A 16,956-nucleotide genomic window follows, 5' to 3' on the forward strand; every position below is an offset into this window, starting at 1 on the left:
CCCTAGACTGTGCGCAGCCGCAGGAACTCGCCAAAACGACCATATTTGAAGGGTTTCAGGCTGCTCCGGCCGCTGATGAGGGCGGCGTTGGTCGCGCGCTTGGGGAGGCGTCGTGGAGGAGTACGCGGGCCGGGTGCTGGCCGACCGCTATCGCCTGCCCCTGCCGCCCGCCGACGAGTACGAACTCATCGAGACCCGCGCCTTCGACACCTACAGCGGACAGGAAGTCCATCTGCGGCAGATACCGCTGCCGGAGGTCGTCGAGGCCGAAGTGGTCGAGGACGACGCCCGGTGGGGCGGCGGGCCATCGGGGCGGAACGGCACGTTCGCCGGTGCCGGGCGTACGGCACGGGGCGGCGGTGACCCGGCGGTCCGACGCGCCATCGCGGCGGCGACGTCCGCCGCGCAGATCCCCGACCATCCCCGGCTCGGCCAGGTCTTCCACGTCTTCGCGGAGGCCGGAAGCCTGTGGATCGTCAGCGAAATGGTCTCCGGCCGCCCGCTGGCCGCGCTGCTCGCGGAGGGCACGCTGTCCCCGCACCGCGCCGCCGAGGTCGCCAACGACATCCTGACGGCGCTGCGCGCCCTGCACGCCCACGGCTGGGTCCACCGCAACATCACCGCCCGTACGGTGCTGTTGTGCGATGACGGGCGCGCGATGCTCACGGGTCTGGCGGCGGGTGCGGCGGAGGAGGCGCTGTGCGGCTACGACCCCGTTCCGGCGCCCGCGGCCTCGCCTTCGCCGGACACCGAGTCCGCGGAGTTCACCGTGTCCGCGGAGTTCACCGAGCCTGCCGAGTTCACCGTGTCCGCTGAGCCCGCTGAGTCCGCCGAGTCCGCCGAGCTCGCTGAGTTCGCCGAGTTCGCCACTGAGGAGGGGCCGTCGGCTGACGTCCCGGCCTCCCCGCCGCCGGGCCCGGCGGGTTACGGCGACCACCCGGGCCCGGACGCGCGGGGCCCGGCCGAGCGCGGGGGCGAAGGGGGCGCGGCCATCCCCGGGGCCCGTACGGCCGGGGGCGGCGAGGCGCGGCCGCACGGCGGCCCGCGCTATCACGACCAGGGCGCCGCGGGAGGTTTCCCGCCGCCGGGCCGCCCTTACGGTGGCCATGAACCCGCGGGCACGGCACGCCCCGACGCACCCGAGGGTGCGGCACGGCCCGACACCGACGACGCCCGTGAGCACGGCGGCCAGGGCGCCGCGCCGGGCCTCCCCGAGCCACGGTCGCCTTACGGTGACCAGGGGGTGACGGAGGCGAGTTCGGGTCCGAGGGGTTCGGCGGGCCCGGGCGCGGGTGCCGGTGGTCCTGTGAGGTCGCGCCCAGGCGGTCCGGTGTACCGGGATCAGGTGACGTTCGGCCCGGGGGCCGGTGGGCCCATGGCGCCTTACGGGGACCAGACGGCCGCCGCTGGGCTGCCCGCGCCCCGCCGGGCTGGGCAGCCGGGAGACGACCGGGAGGGCGAACGGGGCGCAGTCGGCGCCGATGCGCAGAGCGCGGCCGCCAGGGCGGCGCGGGCCAGCGCCATCGCCGCCTACGCGGCGGGCGCGCGAGCCGCCGCGCGGGCCAACGTCGACGCGGCCACCCGCTCCTCGCACGCCGCCGAGTCCGCCCCGACGCCCGCGCCCGCACCCGAGCCCGGCCCGGAGCCGGTGACCGGCGGTGCCCGCTGGTCCGGTCGGCCGGAGGCCGCGGAGAGCGCCGAACCGTTCGCCTCCGAAGGCCCGTTCACCCCCCAAGGCCCGTCCGCTTCCCAAGGTCCGTCCGCCCGCGAAGGCGGCTGGGACTCCGGCGGAGCCACCGGCGGCGGCCCCGCCACCGCGCTCGCCGCCGAACGCGCCCGCCAGGCCCGTATCGTCGTGGTCGGCGCCGTCACCGAGCGATGGGCGCCCGAGCAGGCGGGCCCGGTCCATGAGAACTGGCGGCTGGCGCCCCCGGTCGGCCCCGCCGCGGACCTGTGGGCGCTCGGCGCGCTGCTGTTCCGCGCGGTGCAGGGCCATGCCCCGTATCCGGAGGAGAGCGCCGCCGAGCTGGTGCAGATGGTCTGTGCGGAGGCGCCGGCGTACGCGGAGGAGTGCGGTCCGCTGCGCCCCGTCGTCGAGTCGCTGATGCGTCAGGACCCCACCGAGCGCCCGGACTTCGAGGAGCTGCGCGGCTGGCTGCGGTCCCTGATCCGGTCGGCGCCCGAACCGGACGTCGGCATCAGCACGGTCACGGTGCCCTCGCTCGGCTCCGGTGGCGCCTCCGACCCCCGGCGGCTGCCGGTCGTCCGCAGGCGGGGCTGGCTGGTGCGCAGGGGCCGCGGGCGCCGCCCGGCCGCGGCGGCAGACGCGCCGGCGGGCCATGCGCGGCACCGGCGGGACAAGCGCGAGAGGCGCGAGGGGAGAGAGCCCCGGGAGTCCCGGCAGGCTGCTCCGGCGCCCGCCCAGCGCAAGCCGCGCAGCCTGGGGCGGCTGCTCCTGCTCCTGGTCCTGCTGGGGCTGGCGGCCGCGGTGCTCTACGCGATGATGTTCATGCCGCGCTCCAAGGACGACGGCGGCCAGGGGCGTACGGGCTCGGCGGGTACGCCCAGCGCGGCGCCGCACGACCCGGCGGAGGGCGACAAGGGCGACGGCGACAAGGGCGGTGACAAGGGGGAGGCCGGAAAGTCGGCCGACCCCGGCGACCAGGAGCCACAGTCCACCGCCCCGGCCGGGCTGGCGAAGGGCTTCGCGGTCCGTAAGGACCCCAAGGGCTTCAAGGTCGCCGTGCACGAGGACTGGACCCGCCGGGGCGAGAACGGCCGCGGCCAGATCCGCTATATCGGGGGCGACTTCGAGCTGGTGGTCGTGGCCGGGCGGGACAAGACGTCCGAGTTCGGCGGCGACCCGATGGCGTACCAGCAGGACCGCGAGGCCGAACTGTCCGCCTTCCGCGGGTCCTCCTGGGCCTCGTCCTCCGGGCTGCGGCGGATCGACGTCGGCCGTACGGCGATGGCGGAGGGCGCGTTCACCTGGCGCGACAGCAGTGGGCGGAATGTGTACGCGCGCAACCTGGCGATGCTGATCGACGGCCGCTACCACGTGGTCCTGGTCATCGGCCCGTCCGATGAGCGCCGGGCGGTCAACCGGTACTTCGACCAGGCCACGGCCACGTACAGCACCAGCACCGGCTAGGCCCCGGCCCTAGGTTCCCTCCGCGAACCGCTCCCGCAGCCGGTACTTCAGCACCTTCCGCAGCGTCTCGTTCCGGGGCAGGGCGTCCACCACCTCGAGCCGTTCCGGCAGTTTGTGCACCGACAGCCCGGCCTCCCGCAGATACGCCACGGCCTGCCCGAGCGTCAGCGCCGCCGCCCCGGGCGGCTGCTCCACGACGGCGCACACCAGCTCGCCCCGGTCCGGGTCGGGCAGGCCGATCACCGCCACATCGCCCACATCCGGGTGTCGGTACAGCAGTTGCTCGATCTCCTTGGCCGAGATGTTCTCGCCCTTACGGATGATGATGTCCTTGACGCGGCCGGTCAGCACCAGATGGCCGCTCTCCGTAAGGTGGCCGAGATCGCCGGTAAGGAAGAAGCCGTCCGCGTCGAACGCCTTACGGTTCTCGCCCTCGTCCAGATATCCGGCACAGACCGCCTCGCCGCGCAGCCGCACCTGACCGTCCACCACCCGGATCTCCATCTCCGGCGGCGGTCGGCCCTCGGTGGTGGCGAGGTTCTCGGCCGTGTCGTCCGGCGACCCCATGGTGATCATGGGGACTTCGGTCATCCCGTAGCCATGGGTGAGCGTGCAGCCGAGCTCCCGTACGACCTCGTGGTAGAGCTCGGGCGGTTTGGGTGCGCCGCCGCCCGCGAGGAGCCGCAGGGTGGGGATGAGCGGGCGGGCGGGGTCCTTGCGCTGCTCGGCCAGGAACATCGCGTAGAAGGCGGTGCTGCCGCCCGCGGCCGTCACCCCGTGCCGCCGGTACGCGGGCAGCGACTCCGGCAGCGAGAAGTGCTCGAGCAGCACCGCAGGGAAGCCGTAGAGCAGCAGCATCACGGTGTAGTCGGGCCCCGCGACATGGGCGTACGGGAAGGCCATGGACCCGACGTCGTCCGGGCCCAGCCGCAGCGCGTGGGCGAGGCAGCCACCGGCCGCGATGAGGCTGCGGTCGGTGTGCAGCACCCCCTTGGGGTCGGAGGTGGTGCCCGAGGTCCAGTAGATCCAGCGGACGGCCCGTCCGTCGGTGGGCGGCGGCGGCAGCCGCAGCGCCGTGGGATCGGCCACCGGCAGCGTGTCGTACGCCTCGAAGACCACCGGCGGTTCGGGGAGTTCGGAGGCCAGGCGGCGCGCCATCGTGGTGTGGTCGAAGCCGCGCCACCGGCCGGGCACGGCGAAGAACCGCGCCCCGGACGCGCGGAGTGCGAACCGCACCTCGCGGTCGCGGTAGTACGGGATGAGCGGGGTCTGCACGGCGCCGAGGCGGGCGAGCGCCATGGTCAGCACGACCGTCTCGAGCCGGGTGGGCAGCTGCCAGGCGACCCGGCTGCCGGGGCGTATCCCCAGCCGGTACAGCCCGGCGGCGGTGCGCTCGGCGCGGGTGCGCAGGGCGCCGAAGGTCAGCCGCCGGTCGTGGCGGGCGGAGGCGGGGGCCTGGATGAGGGCGGGGGCGTCGGGGGTGAGGGCGGCGCGGCGCTCGAGCAGTTCCCACAGCGTCGCCGAACCGCCGAGCTCATGCGCGATATCGGTCATCCCCGGCCTCCCGCGGTGCAGGTAGCTGACGATCCGTCAGATAATGCTGGCAGCGTAAGGGCGGGCTCCTTGTCGGTCCAGGGGGCGCGGACTAGCCTGCGGAAGCCCGCCCTATCTGACGGGTCATCAGAAACGGAGGTCGGCGGCCGATGGATCTCACGTACACGGAGGACGAGGAGGACTTCCGGCACCGGCTGCGCGGCTGGCTCGCCGAGGTCCTGCCCGGGCTGCCGGACCGCCCGCACCCGGCCGACTGGCCCGGCCGCCGCGCCTATGACTGCGGCTGGCAGCGTATGCTCCATGACGCGGGCTACGCCGGACTGCACTGGCCCGAGGACGCGGGCGGCCGGGGCGCGACGCCCACCCAGCATCTGATCTTCCTGGAGGAGACCGAGCGGGCCGGTGCGCCCTATGTGGGCGCGGGGTTCGTCGGACTGCTGCACGCGGGCCCCACCATCGCCGCCGAGGGCACCCCCGAGCAGCGGGCCCGCTGGCTGCCGCCGATCCTGCGCGGGGACGAGGTCTGGTGCCAGGGGTTCTCCGAACCGGACGCGGGCTCCGACCTGGCGTCGCTGCGCACCCGGGCGGTACGGGACGGCGATGCGTATGTCATCAGCGGAAGCAAGATCTGGACCTCGCACGCCGAGATCGCCGACTGGTGCGAACTATTGGTGCGCACCGCACCGGTAAACACCGGCACGCCGAAGCACCGGGGCATCACCTGGCTTGCGATGCCGATGGACGCGCCCGGGGTGACGGTGCGGCCGCTGCGGACCCTGGCCGGGACGGCGGAGTTCGCCGAGGTGTTCCTGGATGAGGTACGGGTGCCGGTCACCCACCGGGTCGGCGAGGAGAACGACGGCTGGCGGGTGACCATGGTGACCCTCTCCTTCGAGCGCGGTACGGCCTTCGTGGGCGAAGTGGTCGCCTGTAGGCGAGTGCTGGAGGCGCTGGCCAGGACGGCACGGGCCAACGGGCGCTGGGACGACGCGGTGCTACGGCGCCGGTTGGGGCGGCTCGCTGCGGAGTGCGCGGCGCTGTGGCGGCTCACCCAGTGGAATGTGAGCGAGGCGCAGCGCACCGGCGGGGTGCCGGGCGTCGGCGGCTCGGTGTTCAAACTGCGCTTCTCGCAGGTGCGGCAGGAGCTGTACGACGCCGCCGCCGAGGTGCTGGGGCCGGACGCGCTGGACGCCGGTCAGGAGTGGGTCGCCGACCGGCTCTCCTCGCTCTCGTACACCATCGCGGCGGGGACCTCGCAGATCCAGCGCAACATCGTGGCCGAGCGGATCCTCGGCCTGCCGAAGGGGCGGTGAGCGGGGCGTGGACTTCCAGCTCACGGACGACCAGCGGGCGCTGCGGACGGGGATGCGCGAACTGCTCGACCGGCACTTCCCGCGGGCCCGGCTGCGGGCCGTGGTGGACGCGGACGCGGCGCGGCGCGGCGGGGCGCCGGCGGGGGGCGCCGGGGCGCCGGAACGGGTTGGGGGGCTGGACCGGGTTGGGGGGCTGGACCGAGGGCTGTGGCGGGAGCTGGGCGCGGCGGGCCTCTTCGCGCTGCGGGTGCCGGAGTCGGCGGGCGGGGTGGGGCTGGGGCTGCCGGAGGTGGTGCTGGCCTGCGAGGAGGCGGGCCGGGCACTGCTGCCGGGGCCGCTGGTCGCGACGGAGTTGGCGGCGGGGCTTTCGGGGTCTTTGGCGGTGGGTGCGGCCCAGGGCGAGACGGTGGTGACGGCGCTGCACGAGGGCGGGACTCCGGTCGAGCATCTTGGCTCCGCCGATGTGGTGCTGGTGCTGGGACCGACGGCGGTCGAGGTGATTCCGGCGGAGGAGGCGGCGCTCTCCGCGGAGCCGATGCGCTCCGTCGACCCGGCCACCCCACTGCACCGGATGACCCCGGGCCCAACCCGGCGGGGCCAGGCGGAGGGGCCGGGCCGTTCGGGGCTCGCCGCCCGGCTGTGGCGCGAGGCGGCGCTGCTGACCGCGGCCCAACAGCTGGGCAGCGCCTCCCGTACGGTCGAGCTCGCGGTGGACCATGCCAAGCGGCGCACCCAGTTCGGCCGACCGATCGGCGCCTTCCAGGCCGTACAGCATCTCTGTGCCCAGATGCTGGTGCGCGCCGAATCAGCCAGAAGTGTGGTGTACGCCGCGGCGGTCACAGAAGACCCGGGTGACATCGCGGCGGCCACGTTGCTCGCCGACGAGGCCGCTGTCCACAATGCCCGCGATTGTCTACAAGTTCATGGCGGGATGGGCTTCACCTGGGAGGCCGATGTCCATCTCCATCTCAAGCGGGCCTGGGTGCGGGCAGGTCAGTGGCAGTCCACGGCGGCGGCGGAGGAGGAACTGGCGGCCGGGCTCGTGTCGACCGTTGAAACATGTTTGTAGCCGGGCTCGATGGATACGCCTGAATTGTTGGGATGTCGCATTCTCTGGGGAGATCCCCAGAGCTTCCGAGGTGACCGAGCGTTGATACCAGGTTGTTTCCTAGGCGTGACTCGTCACAGGGTGGAGTCGGGCCCGGGCTCGGGTACTCTCCGTGGGGTGCGAGCGCTTATGGGGTGCGAGAAGCCCGGCGTTGCCCAAGGGGCGATTCCGGGCATGACAACGTGCCCCGCTCGCCCGGGGTGTGCGACGCCCCAGCCTCGATGTTCGAGTCCTCAGGACGCGTGTCGCACAGTATGCCCCACGCATACTCCTTGGCGCTGGAATATGACCGAAGCGCTTGTTGGGGTGACTGTACGTCAACCATGCTGTCGCGCACGGGGGTACCTCCCAGTGGTAGCTGGGGGAGTGTCACGGTCCGTGACCTCTTGGAGGTACAAGGCGATGTGTCTGCCGGTTCGGATGGTGTGAGCGGTGCAGGTGCTTCAGGTGCAGATGGAGGTCAGGCCCGATCCGGCGGAGGTGAGCCGGGCCCGTCGATGGGCCCGTTCACGGCTTGTCGGATCCGGTATCGAAGCCGATGAGCCAGTCGCCGAGACATTGATTCTGCTCATTTCCGAACTCGTCACCAACGCCGTGGTGCACACCGGCTGTCCGGCCGTGCTGAGAATGCTCTTCCCCGCCCAGTCGCCGGGCGGCGGGAGCGGTGGTGGTGCCGGGGGCGGGGTGCCGGGGCCGTTCACGAGCCGGGGCGCCGGTGTGGGGACGGTCCGGGTGGAGGTCGCCGACGCCAGCGACCGCGCTCCGCGTCAGCGCTGTGCCGATGAGGGGGACACCCATGGGCGCGGTCTGGAACTGGTCGACGGTCTCGCCGATCGCTGGGGCTGGCAGCCGGAGGGCTCCGGGAAGCGGATCTGGTGTGAAATCGACCGCGCGAAGGGCGAGGAGCCGCTCTCCAGGACGCGAGCGGCCTCTCATGCGCCGCCACACTTGGGGCGAATCAGACAAAGTCCAGACCAGGTGTTGACGTGACGTGTTCGGGTGATCACTCTAGGATCAGCGATTCGTCGCGAGGGGACGCCGAGGGCTGTGGTGTCTCTGTGGACCGTGTGTGCACAGGGACGTTCCTTGGCGAGTGCGGGTCGCGCCCCCGCTGCTGAAACAGGGCTCAGCGCCGGGAGCCGGGTGGCGGTGTGCGGTGCCGTGCTCGGGGCGCGCATGAGCGCACCGCCACCCGAAAGAGACCGGCCCGCCGTTCCCTCCATGGGCATCGGAGACGTCAAGGCGCCGGCGGCGTACGGCCGTCAGAGGATCGCGACGGGTGCCACGGGCGCGCCCGTGCCACCGGCGAACGGCTCCGGCGGGGCCGACAGCAGAAAGGCGTAACGCCCCTCCTCGGCGCAGACTTCGGAGAGTTCCTCCAGATTCCAGTTCTGGCCCTGGAGCATCCCCATCTCGACCAGGTCGAGGGCGTGGACCGGCATCCAGAGGCCCTCGATCTCCGGTGGGAAGACCTCGAAGGTCAGGGTGTCATTGGCGACCGCCGCCACATCGCGGGCGTGGAACCACTCGGGCGTGCGCAGGGACAGGCCCGGTGAGGGAAGCGCGTACGCCTCCTTCTCACCCGCCAGATAGCGCTGGATCTGCCCGGTGCGGACGAGCGCGATATCGCCGGAGCGCACCCTGGTCCCGGCCAGTTCCTCGGCGGCGTCGAGGTCTTCGGGGGTGACCACATGTCCCTCGGGCAGCCGCTCGGCGCCCCGGGCCCGGGCCACATCGAGCAGCACCCCGCGCGAGACGAGGGGTCCCGCCTTGTCGATACCGCTGAAGGCGGCGCGGTCCTGCGCGGTGATGGAGCCGGCGGGGCGGCCGTTGTAGATCCTGCCGGAGTGCGAGACATGGGCCAGCCCGTCCCAGTGGGTACCGGCCTGGAGCCCCATCGTCACGGCGTCGTCGCTGATCGCCACCGTATCCGGGCCGAACATCTCGAAGTTCACCGCGACCATCGTGTGCAGCGGATTGATCCGCCCGGGGATCAGTCCGGTCTGGATGCCGTCCTGCCGCAGCCGCACCGCGAGCGGCACGCGGCGGCCGGTCCGTATGGTCGCGGCGGCCTCACGGACCACGGCGTCGGTGATCAGGTTGAGCGTGCCGATCTCGTCCGCCGTCCCCCAGCGGCCCCAGTTGTTGACCCGCTTGGCGATCTCGTGGAACTCGGCTGGCAGCGGCATGGCGTCTCCTTCGGCGTTCCCGGTCGACGTTTGTGTGCGGGGGCTTGTACTCGGGCCGCGTCTGCTCAAAAATCTAACGGACCGTCAGAAACTCCGGGAGGGGACGTGCCGTGGACAACTTCTTGGACGGCAAGGTGGTCGCCGTCACCGGGGCGGGGCGCGGTATCGGACGAGCGGTGGCCCTCGCCTGCGCGGCCGAGGGGGCACAGGTCGTCGTCAATGACTACGGGGTCTCGATCGAGGGCGGCGAACCGAGCAGCGAGATCGCCGAGGCCGTGGTCAAGGAGATCGCGGCGGCGGGCGGCGAGGCGGTGGCGGTCGCCGACGACGTCTCGGCCATGGCCGGGGGCCAGCGGATCGTGGACACCGCGCTGGAGCGGTACGGACGGCTGGACGGGGTGGTCTGCGTCGCCGGGATCCTGCGCGAGCGGATGCTCTTCAACATGTCCGAGGAGGAGTGGGATCCGGTCGTCGCCACCCATCTCAAGGGCACCTTCACGGTCTTCCGGGCGGCGTCGGCGGTGATGCGCCGCCAGCGCTCCGGCACTCTGATCGGCTTCACCAGCGGCAACCACCAGGGCAGCGTCGCCCAGGCCAACTACGCCTCCGCCAAGGGCGGAATCATCTCCCTGGTGCGCAGCGCCGCGCTGGGGCTCCACAAGTACGGCGTCACGGCGAACTGTGTCGCCCCGGTCGCCCGCACCCGGATGTCCGCCAACGTACCGATGGAGCTCAAGGAGATCGGCGAACCGGAGGACGTGGCGGCCCTGGTCGTCTATCTGCTGAGCGAACGCGCCCAGGCGGAGCGGATCACCGGGCAGGTCTACACGATCGCGGGCCCCAAGATCGCGGTCTGGGCCCAGCCCCGTGAACTGCGCGCCGGATACGCCGAGGGCGCCTGGACCCCGGAGAAGATCGCCGACTTCCTTCCGGGCACGGTCGGCACCGACCCCATGCCGATGCTGGCCCAGCTGGAGGCCATGGCCCGGGCCGCCGCCGACGGTCAGCGCCCCAACGCCTGACCCAGGCAACGGCGGGGCGTACCGGCAACACCCACCAGGGCCGACGAGGGGAGAGGCTGTGGACTTCGCTTTCGGATCGGAGGACGAGCTGTTCCGCGCCGAGGCGCACGACTGGCTGGCCGAGCACTTCACCGGGCCGTTCGCCGCCCTCAAGCAGCAGACCGGCGGCCACCCCGGCGAGGCGCACGGCGACATGGCCGTCCGCCGCGGCTGGGAACGCGACCTCGGCACGGGCGGCTGGATCGGCCTGGGCTGGGACCGTACCCACGGGGCGTACGGCAACCGCGCCGCCACGCTGACCCAACAGGTCGTCTGGGCCGAGGAGTACGCCCGCGCCGGGGCGCCCGGCCGACTGGGCCATATCGGCGAGAACCTCCTCGGGCCCACCCTGCTCGCCCACGGCGACTCCGCCCAGCGCACCCGCTTTCTGCCGCCGATCGCCCGTGGCGAGGAGGTGTGGTGCCAGGGCTACAGCGAACCGGACGCCGGTTCGGACCTCGCCGGGCTGCGGACCCGCGCCGTCCACGACCCGGGCGAGGGCACCTATCGCATCACGGGGCAGAAGATCTGGACCTCCCTCGCCCATGAGGCCGACTGGTGCTTTGTGCTGGCGCGCACCGAAGAGGGCTCACAGCGCCATCATGGACTCTCCTTTCTGCTGGTGCCCATGGACCAGCCGGGACGGATCGAGGTGCGGCCGATCCGGCAGCTGACCGGGACCGCGGAGTTCAACGAGGTGTTCTTCGACGGGGCCGTGGCCCGCGCCGAACACCTCGTCGGCGGCGCGGGCCACGGCTGGCGCGTGGCCATGAGCCTGCTGGCGGTGGAGCGCGGGGTCTCCACCCTGGTCCAGCAGATCGGCTTCGCCCAGGAGCTGAGCCGGGTGGTGCGGCTGGCGCTGGAGACCGGCGCCGCAGAGGAGCCGGTCCTGCGTGACCGGCTCATACGGCAGTGGGCCGAGCTCAAGGCCATGCGCTGGAACGCCCTGCGCACCCTGGGCAGCGCACAGCGCCCCGCCCCGAACTCCGCCCGGCCGACCCGGGACCCCGCCCCGCGGAAGGCCGCCCCCCATGGCCTCCCCCCGGGGAGCGCGGGCCCCCAGACGCCGCCCGTTTCACCCGGCCCCGTTTCACCCGACTCCGGCTCGCCGCCCGACTCCGGCTTGCCCGACTCCGGCCCGTTCCACTCCGGTCCGGGGGATCCCGGGTACTCCGGCCCGCAGGATCCCGGTGCGCCCAGCGTCGCCAAGCTGCTGTGGGGCGGCTGGCATCAGCGGCTCGGCGAGCTGGCCGTGCAGGTGAGAGGCGCCGCAGCCGCACTCGGCCCGGCGCGCTGGACCGCCGGCCGGCCGTACGAACTCGACGCCTTCCAGCGCCTCTTCCTCTTCTCCCGCGCCGACACCATCTACGGCGGCTCGGACGAGATCCAGCGCACCATCATCGCCGAGCGCGTACTTCACCTCCCCAAGGAATCACGCCGATGACAAGGACCTACGCGCACTGGATCGACGGCTCGTGGCGGGCTCCCGGGAACGGGCACTACCCCGTCATCAACCCCGCCACCGAGGAAACCGTCGGCCATGCCCCCGAGGCCGATCCGGCCGATGTGGACGCCGCGGTGCGGGCCGCCCGGGCCGCGTACGACGGCTGGTCGCGCACCGCCCCAAAGGAGCGCGCCGCCGTACTCGACCGGGCCGCCGATCTGCTCGCCGAGCACACCCCGGACCTGGTGCCCCTCGTCCAGGCGGAGACCGGGGCGACGCTACGCGTCACCTCGTCCCTCCAGGTACCCCCGGCGATCGACCGCTTCCGCCGCTATGCGCGCGGCGCCCTCGAACCGGACACCGTGCCGTTGGCCCCGCTGCCCCTGGCCGCCACCCCGCTGGCGCCGGGCGGGCTGGTCGGAGCGGCAGCGGTCCGCCGTCCCCTGGGTGTCGTCTGCTGCATCACCTCCCATAACTTCCCTCTCACGAATCTCGCGGGCAAGGTGGCCCCGGCCCTGGCCATGGGCAATACCGTCGTGGCCAAACCCGCGCCGCAGGATCCGCTGTGCTGTTTTGAGCTCGGCCCGCTGCTGAAGGAAGCCGGGCTCCCGGACGGTGCCTTCAATGTCGTCACCGGCTCGCGCGCGGCCGTCGGCCAGGCGCTGGTCGCGCACCCCGGTGTCGACATGGTCAGCTTCACCGGATCCACCGCCGTGGGGAAGAAGATCGCCGAGTCCGCGGGGCGGTCGATGAAGCGCACCCTGATGGAACTGGGGGGCAAGGGCGCGGCCATCGTCCTGGGGGACGCCGACGAGCGAGTGATCGCGTCGGCGGTCGGGGCGGTCGGTTCGACCTTCTCCTTTCACAGCGGGCAGATCTGCACGGCGCCGACCCGTGTGCTCGTACATCGATCGCTGTACGAGAAGGTCATTGCCGCACTCACACACTACGCAGAGTCACTGAAGATCGGGGAGCCTGTGGATAACTCCACGATCGTCGGTCCGTTGATCTCCGCCGCGCAGCGCGATCGCGTGGAGGCGTATGTCTCCGGCGCCCGTGAGCAGGGCGCCCGGATCGTCGTGGGCGGCGAACGCCCCGCGCTCAAGCCCGGCTTCTACGTGGCCCCCACGCTCATCGCCGACGCCGACCCCGCCATGACCGTTGCCCGCGAGGAGCTGTTCGGCCCGGTCGTCGTCGCCCTGCCCTTCGATGACGAGGACGAGGCGGTGCGGATCGCCGACGCCACCCCCTACGGCCTCCACGACTACGTCTTCAGCGTCGACGCGGGCCGCGCCTGGACCCTCGCCGCCCGTCTGCGCAGCGGAAACGTCGGCATCAACACCGCCCAGCGGCACCCCGAGACACCGTTCGGCGGCTTCAAGGAAAGCGGAGTCGGCCGCGACGGCGGCTCGTTCGGCCTGCACGCGTACAGCGAACTCCAGTCGCTGGTCTGGGTCGCCTGAGGCACCGGAAGGGTGATGAGGATGAGAGGCGTCATCTTCGACGGCACCTCACCGCGCGTGGTCGAGGACTTGGAGGTGCGCGACACCGGCCCCGGCGAGGTGCTGGTGCGCATCGCCGCCGCCGGGCTGTGCCACAGCGACCTCTCGGTCGTCGACGGCACCATCCCCTTCCCCCTCCCCGTGGTCCTCGGCCACGAGGGCGCGGGCGTGGTCGAGGAGGTCGGACCGGGCGTCACCCATGTCGCACCCGGTGACCATGTGGCGCTCTCCACCCTCGCCAACTGCGGGACCTGCGCCGACTGCGCCCGGGGCCGCCCCACCATGTGCCGTGCGGCGATCGGCAGGCCGACCCGGCCGTTCCGCCGCGGCGACGAGCGGCTGTACAACTTCGCCTCGAACTCCGCCTTCGCCGAGCGCACCCTCGTCACCGCCGTCCAGGTGGTGCCGATTCCCGGGGACATTCCGCTCGTTCCCGCCGCCCTCATCGGCTGTGCCGTCCTCACCGGCGTCGGCGCCGTGCTCAACCGCGCCAAGGTGGACCGCGGAGAGTCGGTCGTCGTCATCGGCAGCGGCGGCATCGGGCTCAATGTGCTGCAAGGGGCCCGGATCGCCGGGGCGTCCCCCATCGTCGCCGTGGACACCAACCCCGCCAAGGAGCCGCTGGCGCGGCGCTTCGGCGCCACCCACTTCGTCCCCTCCGCCGACGCCGTACGGGAGATCCTGCCGACCGGCGCGGATCACGCCTTCGAATGCGTCGGCTCGACCCGGCTCATCCGCCAGGCCGTCGAACTCCTCGACCGGCACGGCCAGGCGGTGCTGCTCGGCGTGGTGCCCGCCGACGCCGAGGCGGCCTTCCGCGTCTCCTCGATGTTCCTGGACAAGTCCATCCTTGGTTGCCGCTACGGCTCCTCACGGCCACAGGCCGACATCGCGCTGTACGCCGATCTCTACCGGCAGGGACGGCTGCTGCTGGACGAACTCGTCAGCAGGACCTACCCGTTGGAGGACTTCGCCAAGGCCGCCGACGACGTCCACCACGGCCGGGTGGCGCGGGCCGTGCTCACCTTCTGAACGCTGCCGTAAGGGGCTGAGCGGCCTTCACGTACGGGCCTCGGCGCCGGGAGCCGTACCGGCCTCGGCGCCCGCGCGGAACGTGCGGCGGTAGGCGGTGGGGGCGACGCCCACAGCCGCCTGGAAGTGCTGGCGCAGGGACGCGGGGGAGCCGAAACCGGCCTCGCGCGTCACCTGGTCCACCGACAGATCGGTGCCCTCCAGGAGGTGGCGGGCCCGCTCGACCCGCTGCTGGGTCAGCCACTGGCCCGGGCTGACGCCGACCTCCTCGCGGAAGCGGCGGGTGAACGTCCGTACGCTCATCGACTCCTGGGCGGCCAGCTCCCGCAGCGAGATGGGCCGGTCCAGTCGGCCGAGGGCCCAGGCGCGGGCCGCCGTCGTGGTGGCCTGCTGGGGCTCGGGTACCGGGCGCGGGATGTACTGGGCCTGGCCGCCGTCGCGATGGGGCGGCACCAGGCTGCGCCGGGCCACGTCGTTGGCGACGGCCGCGCCGTGGTCGCGCCGCACCAGATGCAGACACAGGTCGATCCCCGAGGCGACACCGGCCGAGGTGAGCACATCGCCGTCGTCCACGAACAGCACGTTCGGGTCGACCCTGACGGTCGGGAAGAGGCGCTGGAATTGATCGACGCTGGACCAATGGGTGGTGGCCGGGCGCCCGTCGAGAAGCCCCGCGGCGGCGAGCACGAACGAGCCGGTGCAGATGGACACCCAGCGCACACCCGGCCGGGCATGGGCGAGCGCGGCGCCGAGCGGCTCGGTCATCCGGCCCTCCTGGCGGACCGGGCCGAGTTCGTACGAGGCGGGCACCACGATGGTGTCGGCCTCGGCGAGGGCTTCGGGGCCCGCCTCCACGGCGATCGGGAAGTCGGCATCCGTGGGCACCAGACCGGGCTCGGGGGTGCAGGTGACCACCTCGTACAGCCGCCGGCGGCCGGCGGAGCGGGCCTTGCCAAAGATCCGGTACGGAATGCCCAGCTCGAAGGGGATCACGCCGGGGAGGGCGAGGACGACGACGCGATGGCGCTCGTCGGTGGTCCCGGGCGGGGACGGGGATGGGGATAGGGCTGGGGGCTGCGGCTGGGGCTGGGGCTTGGGTGGGGACACTTCCGGCCTCCCGTCGTTCGGATACGGCCCGGAGGGGCATGGCCCGATCCTAGCGAATGCTGTCCCTCGGGCCACTCGTCCATGCCGACCCGCTCCCCGATGCTGGTCCGGTGACGCAGACGACCGAGCTCTCCGAAGCCCCCGAACAGGACGAACACCCGGAACAGCCCGTCCGGCCCGCACGGCGGACCCTCCTACGCCTACCGCACCGCGCCTGGTCGGTCGCCGCCATCGCCTTTGTGACGATCATCGGCGCGGCCGGATTCGCCTCCCTGCCCGGGCTGCTCATCGATCCGCTCCACCAGGAGTTCGGCTGGTCGCGCGGCACGATCGGGTTCGCGGTCTCCGTCAACCTCGCCCTCTATGGGCTCACCGCTCCCTTCGCCGCCGCCCTGATGGACCGCTTCGGCATCCGCAAGGTCATCGCGGTGGCGCTCGTCGTCATCGCGGCCGGTGGCGGCCTTACGGTCTTCATGAGCGAGCCCTGGCAGCTCATCCTGTGCTGGGGGGTGCTGATCGGCCTCGGCAGCGGCTCCATGGCACTGGCCTTCGCCGCGACCGTGACCAACCGGTGGTTCGAGGCCCGGCGCGGGCTGGTCACCGGCATCCTTACGGCGGGCGGGGCCTCCGGGCAGCTGATCTTCCTCCCGCTGCTCTCCTGGATCGTCGAACGGCACGCATGGCGGCCCGCCGCGATCACCGTCTCGGTCGCCGCGCTGGCGATCGTCCCCCTCGTCTGGCTGCTGCTGCGCGACTACCCCTCGGACGTGGCCCTCGCCCCGTACGGCGCCGACGGGCCGCCCGCCCCACGGCCCGCACCCCGGCGCGGCGCGGCCCGGCGGGCCGTCAAGGCTCTCGCCTCGGCCTCGCGCACCGGCTCCTTCTGGCTGCTCGCGGGCGCCTTCGCGATCTGCGGCGCCTCCACGAACGGTCTCGTCAAGACCCACTTCGTGCCCGCCGCTCACGACCACGGCATGCCGGTGACGGCCGCCGCGAGCCTGCTCGCCGTCATCGGGGTCTTCGACATCGTGGGGACGGTGGCCTCCGGCTGGTTCACCGACCGCTTTGACGCGCGACGGCTGCTGGCCGCGTACTACGCGCTGCGCGGGCTCTCCCTGATGTTCCTGCCGATCCTGCTGGACGACGTGGTCCATCCGCCGATGCTGTTCTTCATCGTCTTCTACGGTCTCGACTGGGTCGCCACCGTGCCGCCGACGATGGCGCTGTGCCGCGAGCACTACGGGGAGGACAGCGCGATCGTCTTCGGCTGGGTGCTCGCCGCCCACCAGGTGGGGGCCGGGGTCGTGGCCTTCGTCGGCGGCGCGGCGCGGGACGCCTTCGGCTCGTACGACCTGGTCTGGTACGGCGCGGGGGCGTTGTGCGCGATCGCCGCGCTGATGTCGCTGGTCGTCCAGCGTGTCCCGGGTGCGAAGTCCGTGTCGGCGTCGGGCTCGGCGTCGGCCTAGTGAGCTGGTCCGGAGATGCGTGAGCAGTA

12 protein-coding genes are annotated in these 16,956 nt (G+C 72.7%); 9 read left to right on the forward strand and 3 right to left on the reverse strand.

The annotated features are described in order from the left end of the window. Positions 1 to 112: 112 nt before the first annotated feature. Complete coding sequence (locus VT50_RS11695) at positions 113 to 3,151, forward strand: protein kinase domain-containing protein (RefSeq protein WP_046088070.1); 3,039 nt, start codon at positions 113 to 115, stop codon at positions 3,149 to 3,151. A 9-nt stretch (positions 3,152 to 3,160) separates the two neighbouring features. Here VT50_RS11695 and VT50_RS11700 read toward each other — a convergent pair whose 3' ends face one another. Then, positions 3,161 to 4,705 (reverse strand): AMP-binding protein, encoded by a 1,545-nt coding sequence (locus VT50_RS11700; RefSeq protein ID WP_079343820.1) that lies wholly within the window; start codon positions 4,703 to 4,705, stop codon positions 3,161 to 3,163. Between the two features lie 149 nt (positions 4,706 to 4,854). Between VT50_RS11700 and VT50_RS11705 the strand changes: the two genes are divergently transcribed. The 3 genes from VT50_RS11705 (at position 4,855) to VT50_RS11715 (ending at position 8,116) form a co-directional block, all read left to right on the forward strand. Further along, on the forward strand, positions 4,855 to 6,018 hold the full coding sequence (locus VT50_RS11705) for an acyl-CoA dehydrogenase family protein (protein WP_046090790.1): 1,164 nt from the start codon (positions 4,855 to 4,857) through the stop codon (positions 6,016 to 6,018). 7 nt (positions 6,019 to 6,025) lie between these two features. Continuing rightward, positions 6,026 to 7,087, forward strand: coding sequence for an acyl-CoA dehydrogenase family protein (locus tag VT50_RS11710; RefSeq protein WP_079343821.1), 1,062 nt, complete (start codon positions 6,026 to 6,028; stop codon positions 7,085 to 7,087). Positions 7,088 to 7,558: 471 nt separating this feature from the next. After that, on the forward strand, positions 7,559 to 8,116 hold the full coding sequence (locus VT50_RS11715) for an ATP-binding protein (RefSeq protein ID WP_046086280.1): 558 nt from the start codon (positions 7,559 to 7,561) through the stop codon (positions 8,114 to 8,116). A 272-nt stretch (positions 8,117 to 8,388) separates the two neighbouring features. On the opposite strand, the gene VT50_RS11720 is transcribed toward VT50_RS11715, so the two are convergent. After that, entirely contained in the window at positions 8,389 to 9,315 is a 927-nt protein-coding gene (locus VT50_RS11720; RefSeq protein ID WP_046086281.1) for a cyclase family protein, read from the reverse strand. A 110-nt stretch (positions 9,316 to 9,425) separates the two neighbouring features. On the opposite strand from VT50_RS11720, the gene VT50_RS11725 reads away from it, so the two are divergent. From VT50_RS11725 to VT50_RS11740, 4 genes are read left to right on the forward strand one after another with little or no spacing between them, the layout of a single operon-like run. Further along, the gene (locus VT50_RS11725) at positions 9,426 to 10,337 is read left to right on the forward strand and encodes an SDR family oxidoreductase (protein ID WP_046086282.1); all 912 of its coding nucleotides are present in this window, start codon (positions 9,426 to 9,428) and stop codon (positions 10,335 to 10,337) included. 58 nt (positions 10,338 to 10,395) lie between these two features. Then, positions 10,396 to 11,820 (forward strand): acyl-CoA dehydrogenase family protein, encoded by a 1,425-nt coding sequence (locus tag VT50_RS11730; protein WP_046086283.1) that lies wholly within the window; start codon positions 10,396 to 10,398, stop codon positions 11,818 to 11,820. Then, complete coding sequence (locus VT50_RS11735) at positions 11,817 to 13,283, forward strand: aldehyde dehydrogenase family protein (protein ID WP_046086284.1); 1,467 nt, start codon at positions 11,817 to 11,819, stop codon at positions 13,281 to 13,283. The genes VT50_RS11730 and VT50_RS11735 overlap by 4 nt, the downstream gene beginning before the upstream one ends. Positions 13,284 to 13,304: 21 nt before the next feature. After that, positions 13,305 to 14,354: a Zn-dependent alcohol dehydrogenase gene (locus VT50_RS11740; RefSeq protein WP_046086289.1), complete on the forward strand. Its 1,050-nt coding sequence runs from the start codon at positions 13,305 to 13,307 to the stop codon at positions 14,352 to 14,354. Positions 14,355 to 14,381: 27 nt separating this feature from the next. Here the strand turns inward: VT50_RS11740 and VT50_RS11745 are convergent, their stop codons facing one another. After that, positions 14,382 to 15,347 (reverse strand): GlxA family transcriptional regulator, encoded by a 966-nt coding sequence (locus VT50_RS11745; protein ID WP_046086285.1) that lies wholly within the window; start codon positions 15,345 to 15,347, stop codon positions 14,382 to 14,384. A gap of 224 nt (positions 15,348 to 15,571) precedes the next feature. Here VT50_RS11745 and VT50_RS11750 point away from each other — a divergent pair, with 224 nt between their 5' ends. Continuing rightward, positions 15,572 to 16,927, forward strand: coding sequence for an MFS transporter (locus VT50_RS11750; protein ID WP_046086290.1), 1,356 nt, complete (start codon positions 15,572 to 15,574; stop codon positions 16,925 to 16,927). Positions 16,928 to 16,956 lie beyond the last annotated feature (29 nt).

The organism is Streptomyces antioxidans (assembly GCF_000968685.2).
Lineage (GTDB): Bacteria > Actinomycetota > Actinomycetes > Streptomycetales > Streptomycetaceae > Streptomyces > Streptomyces antioxidans.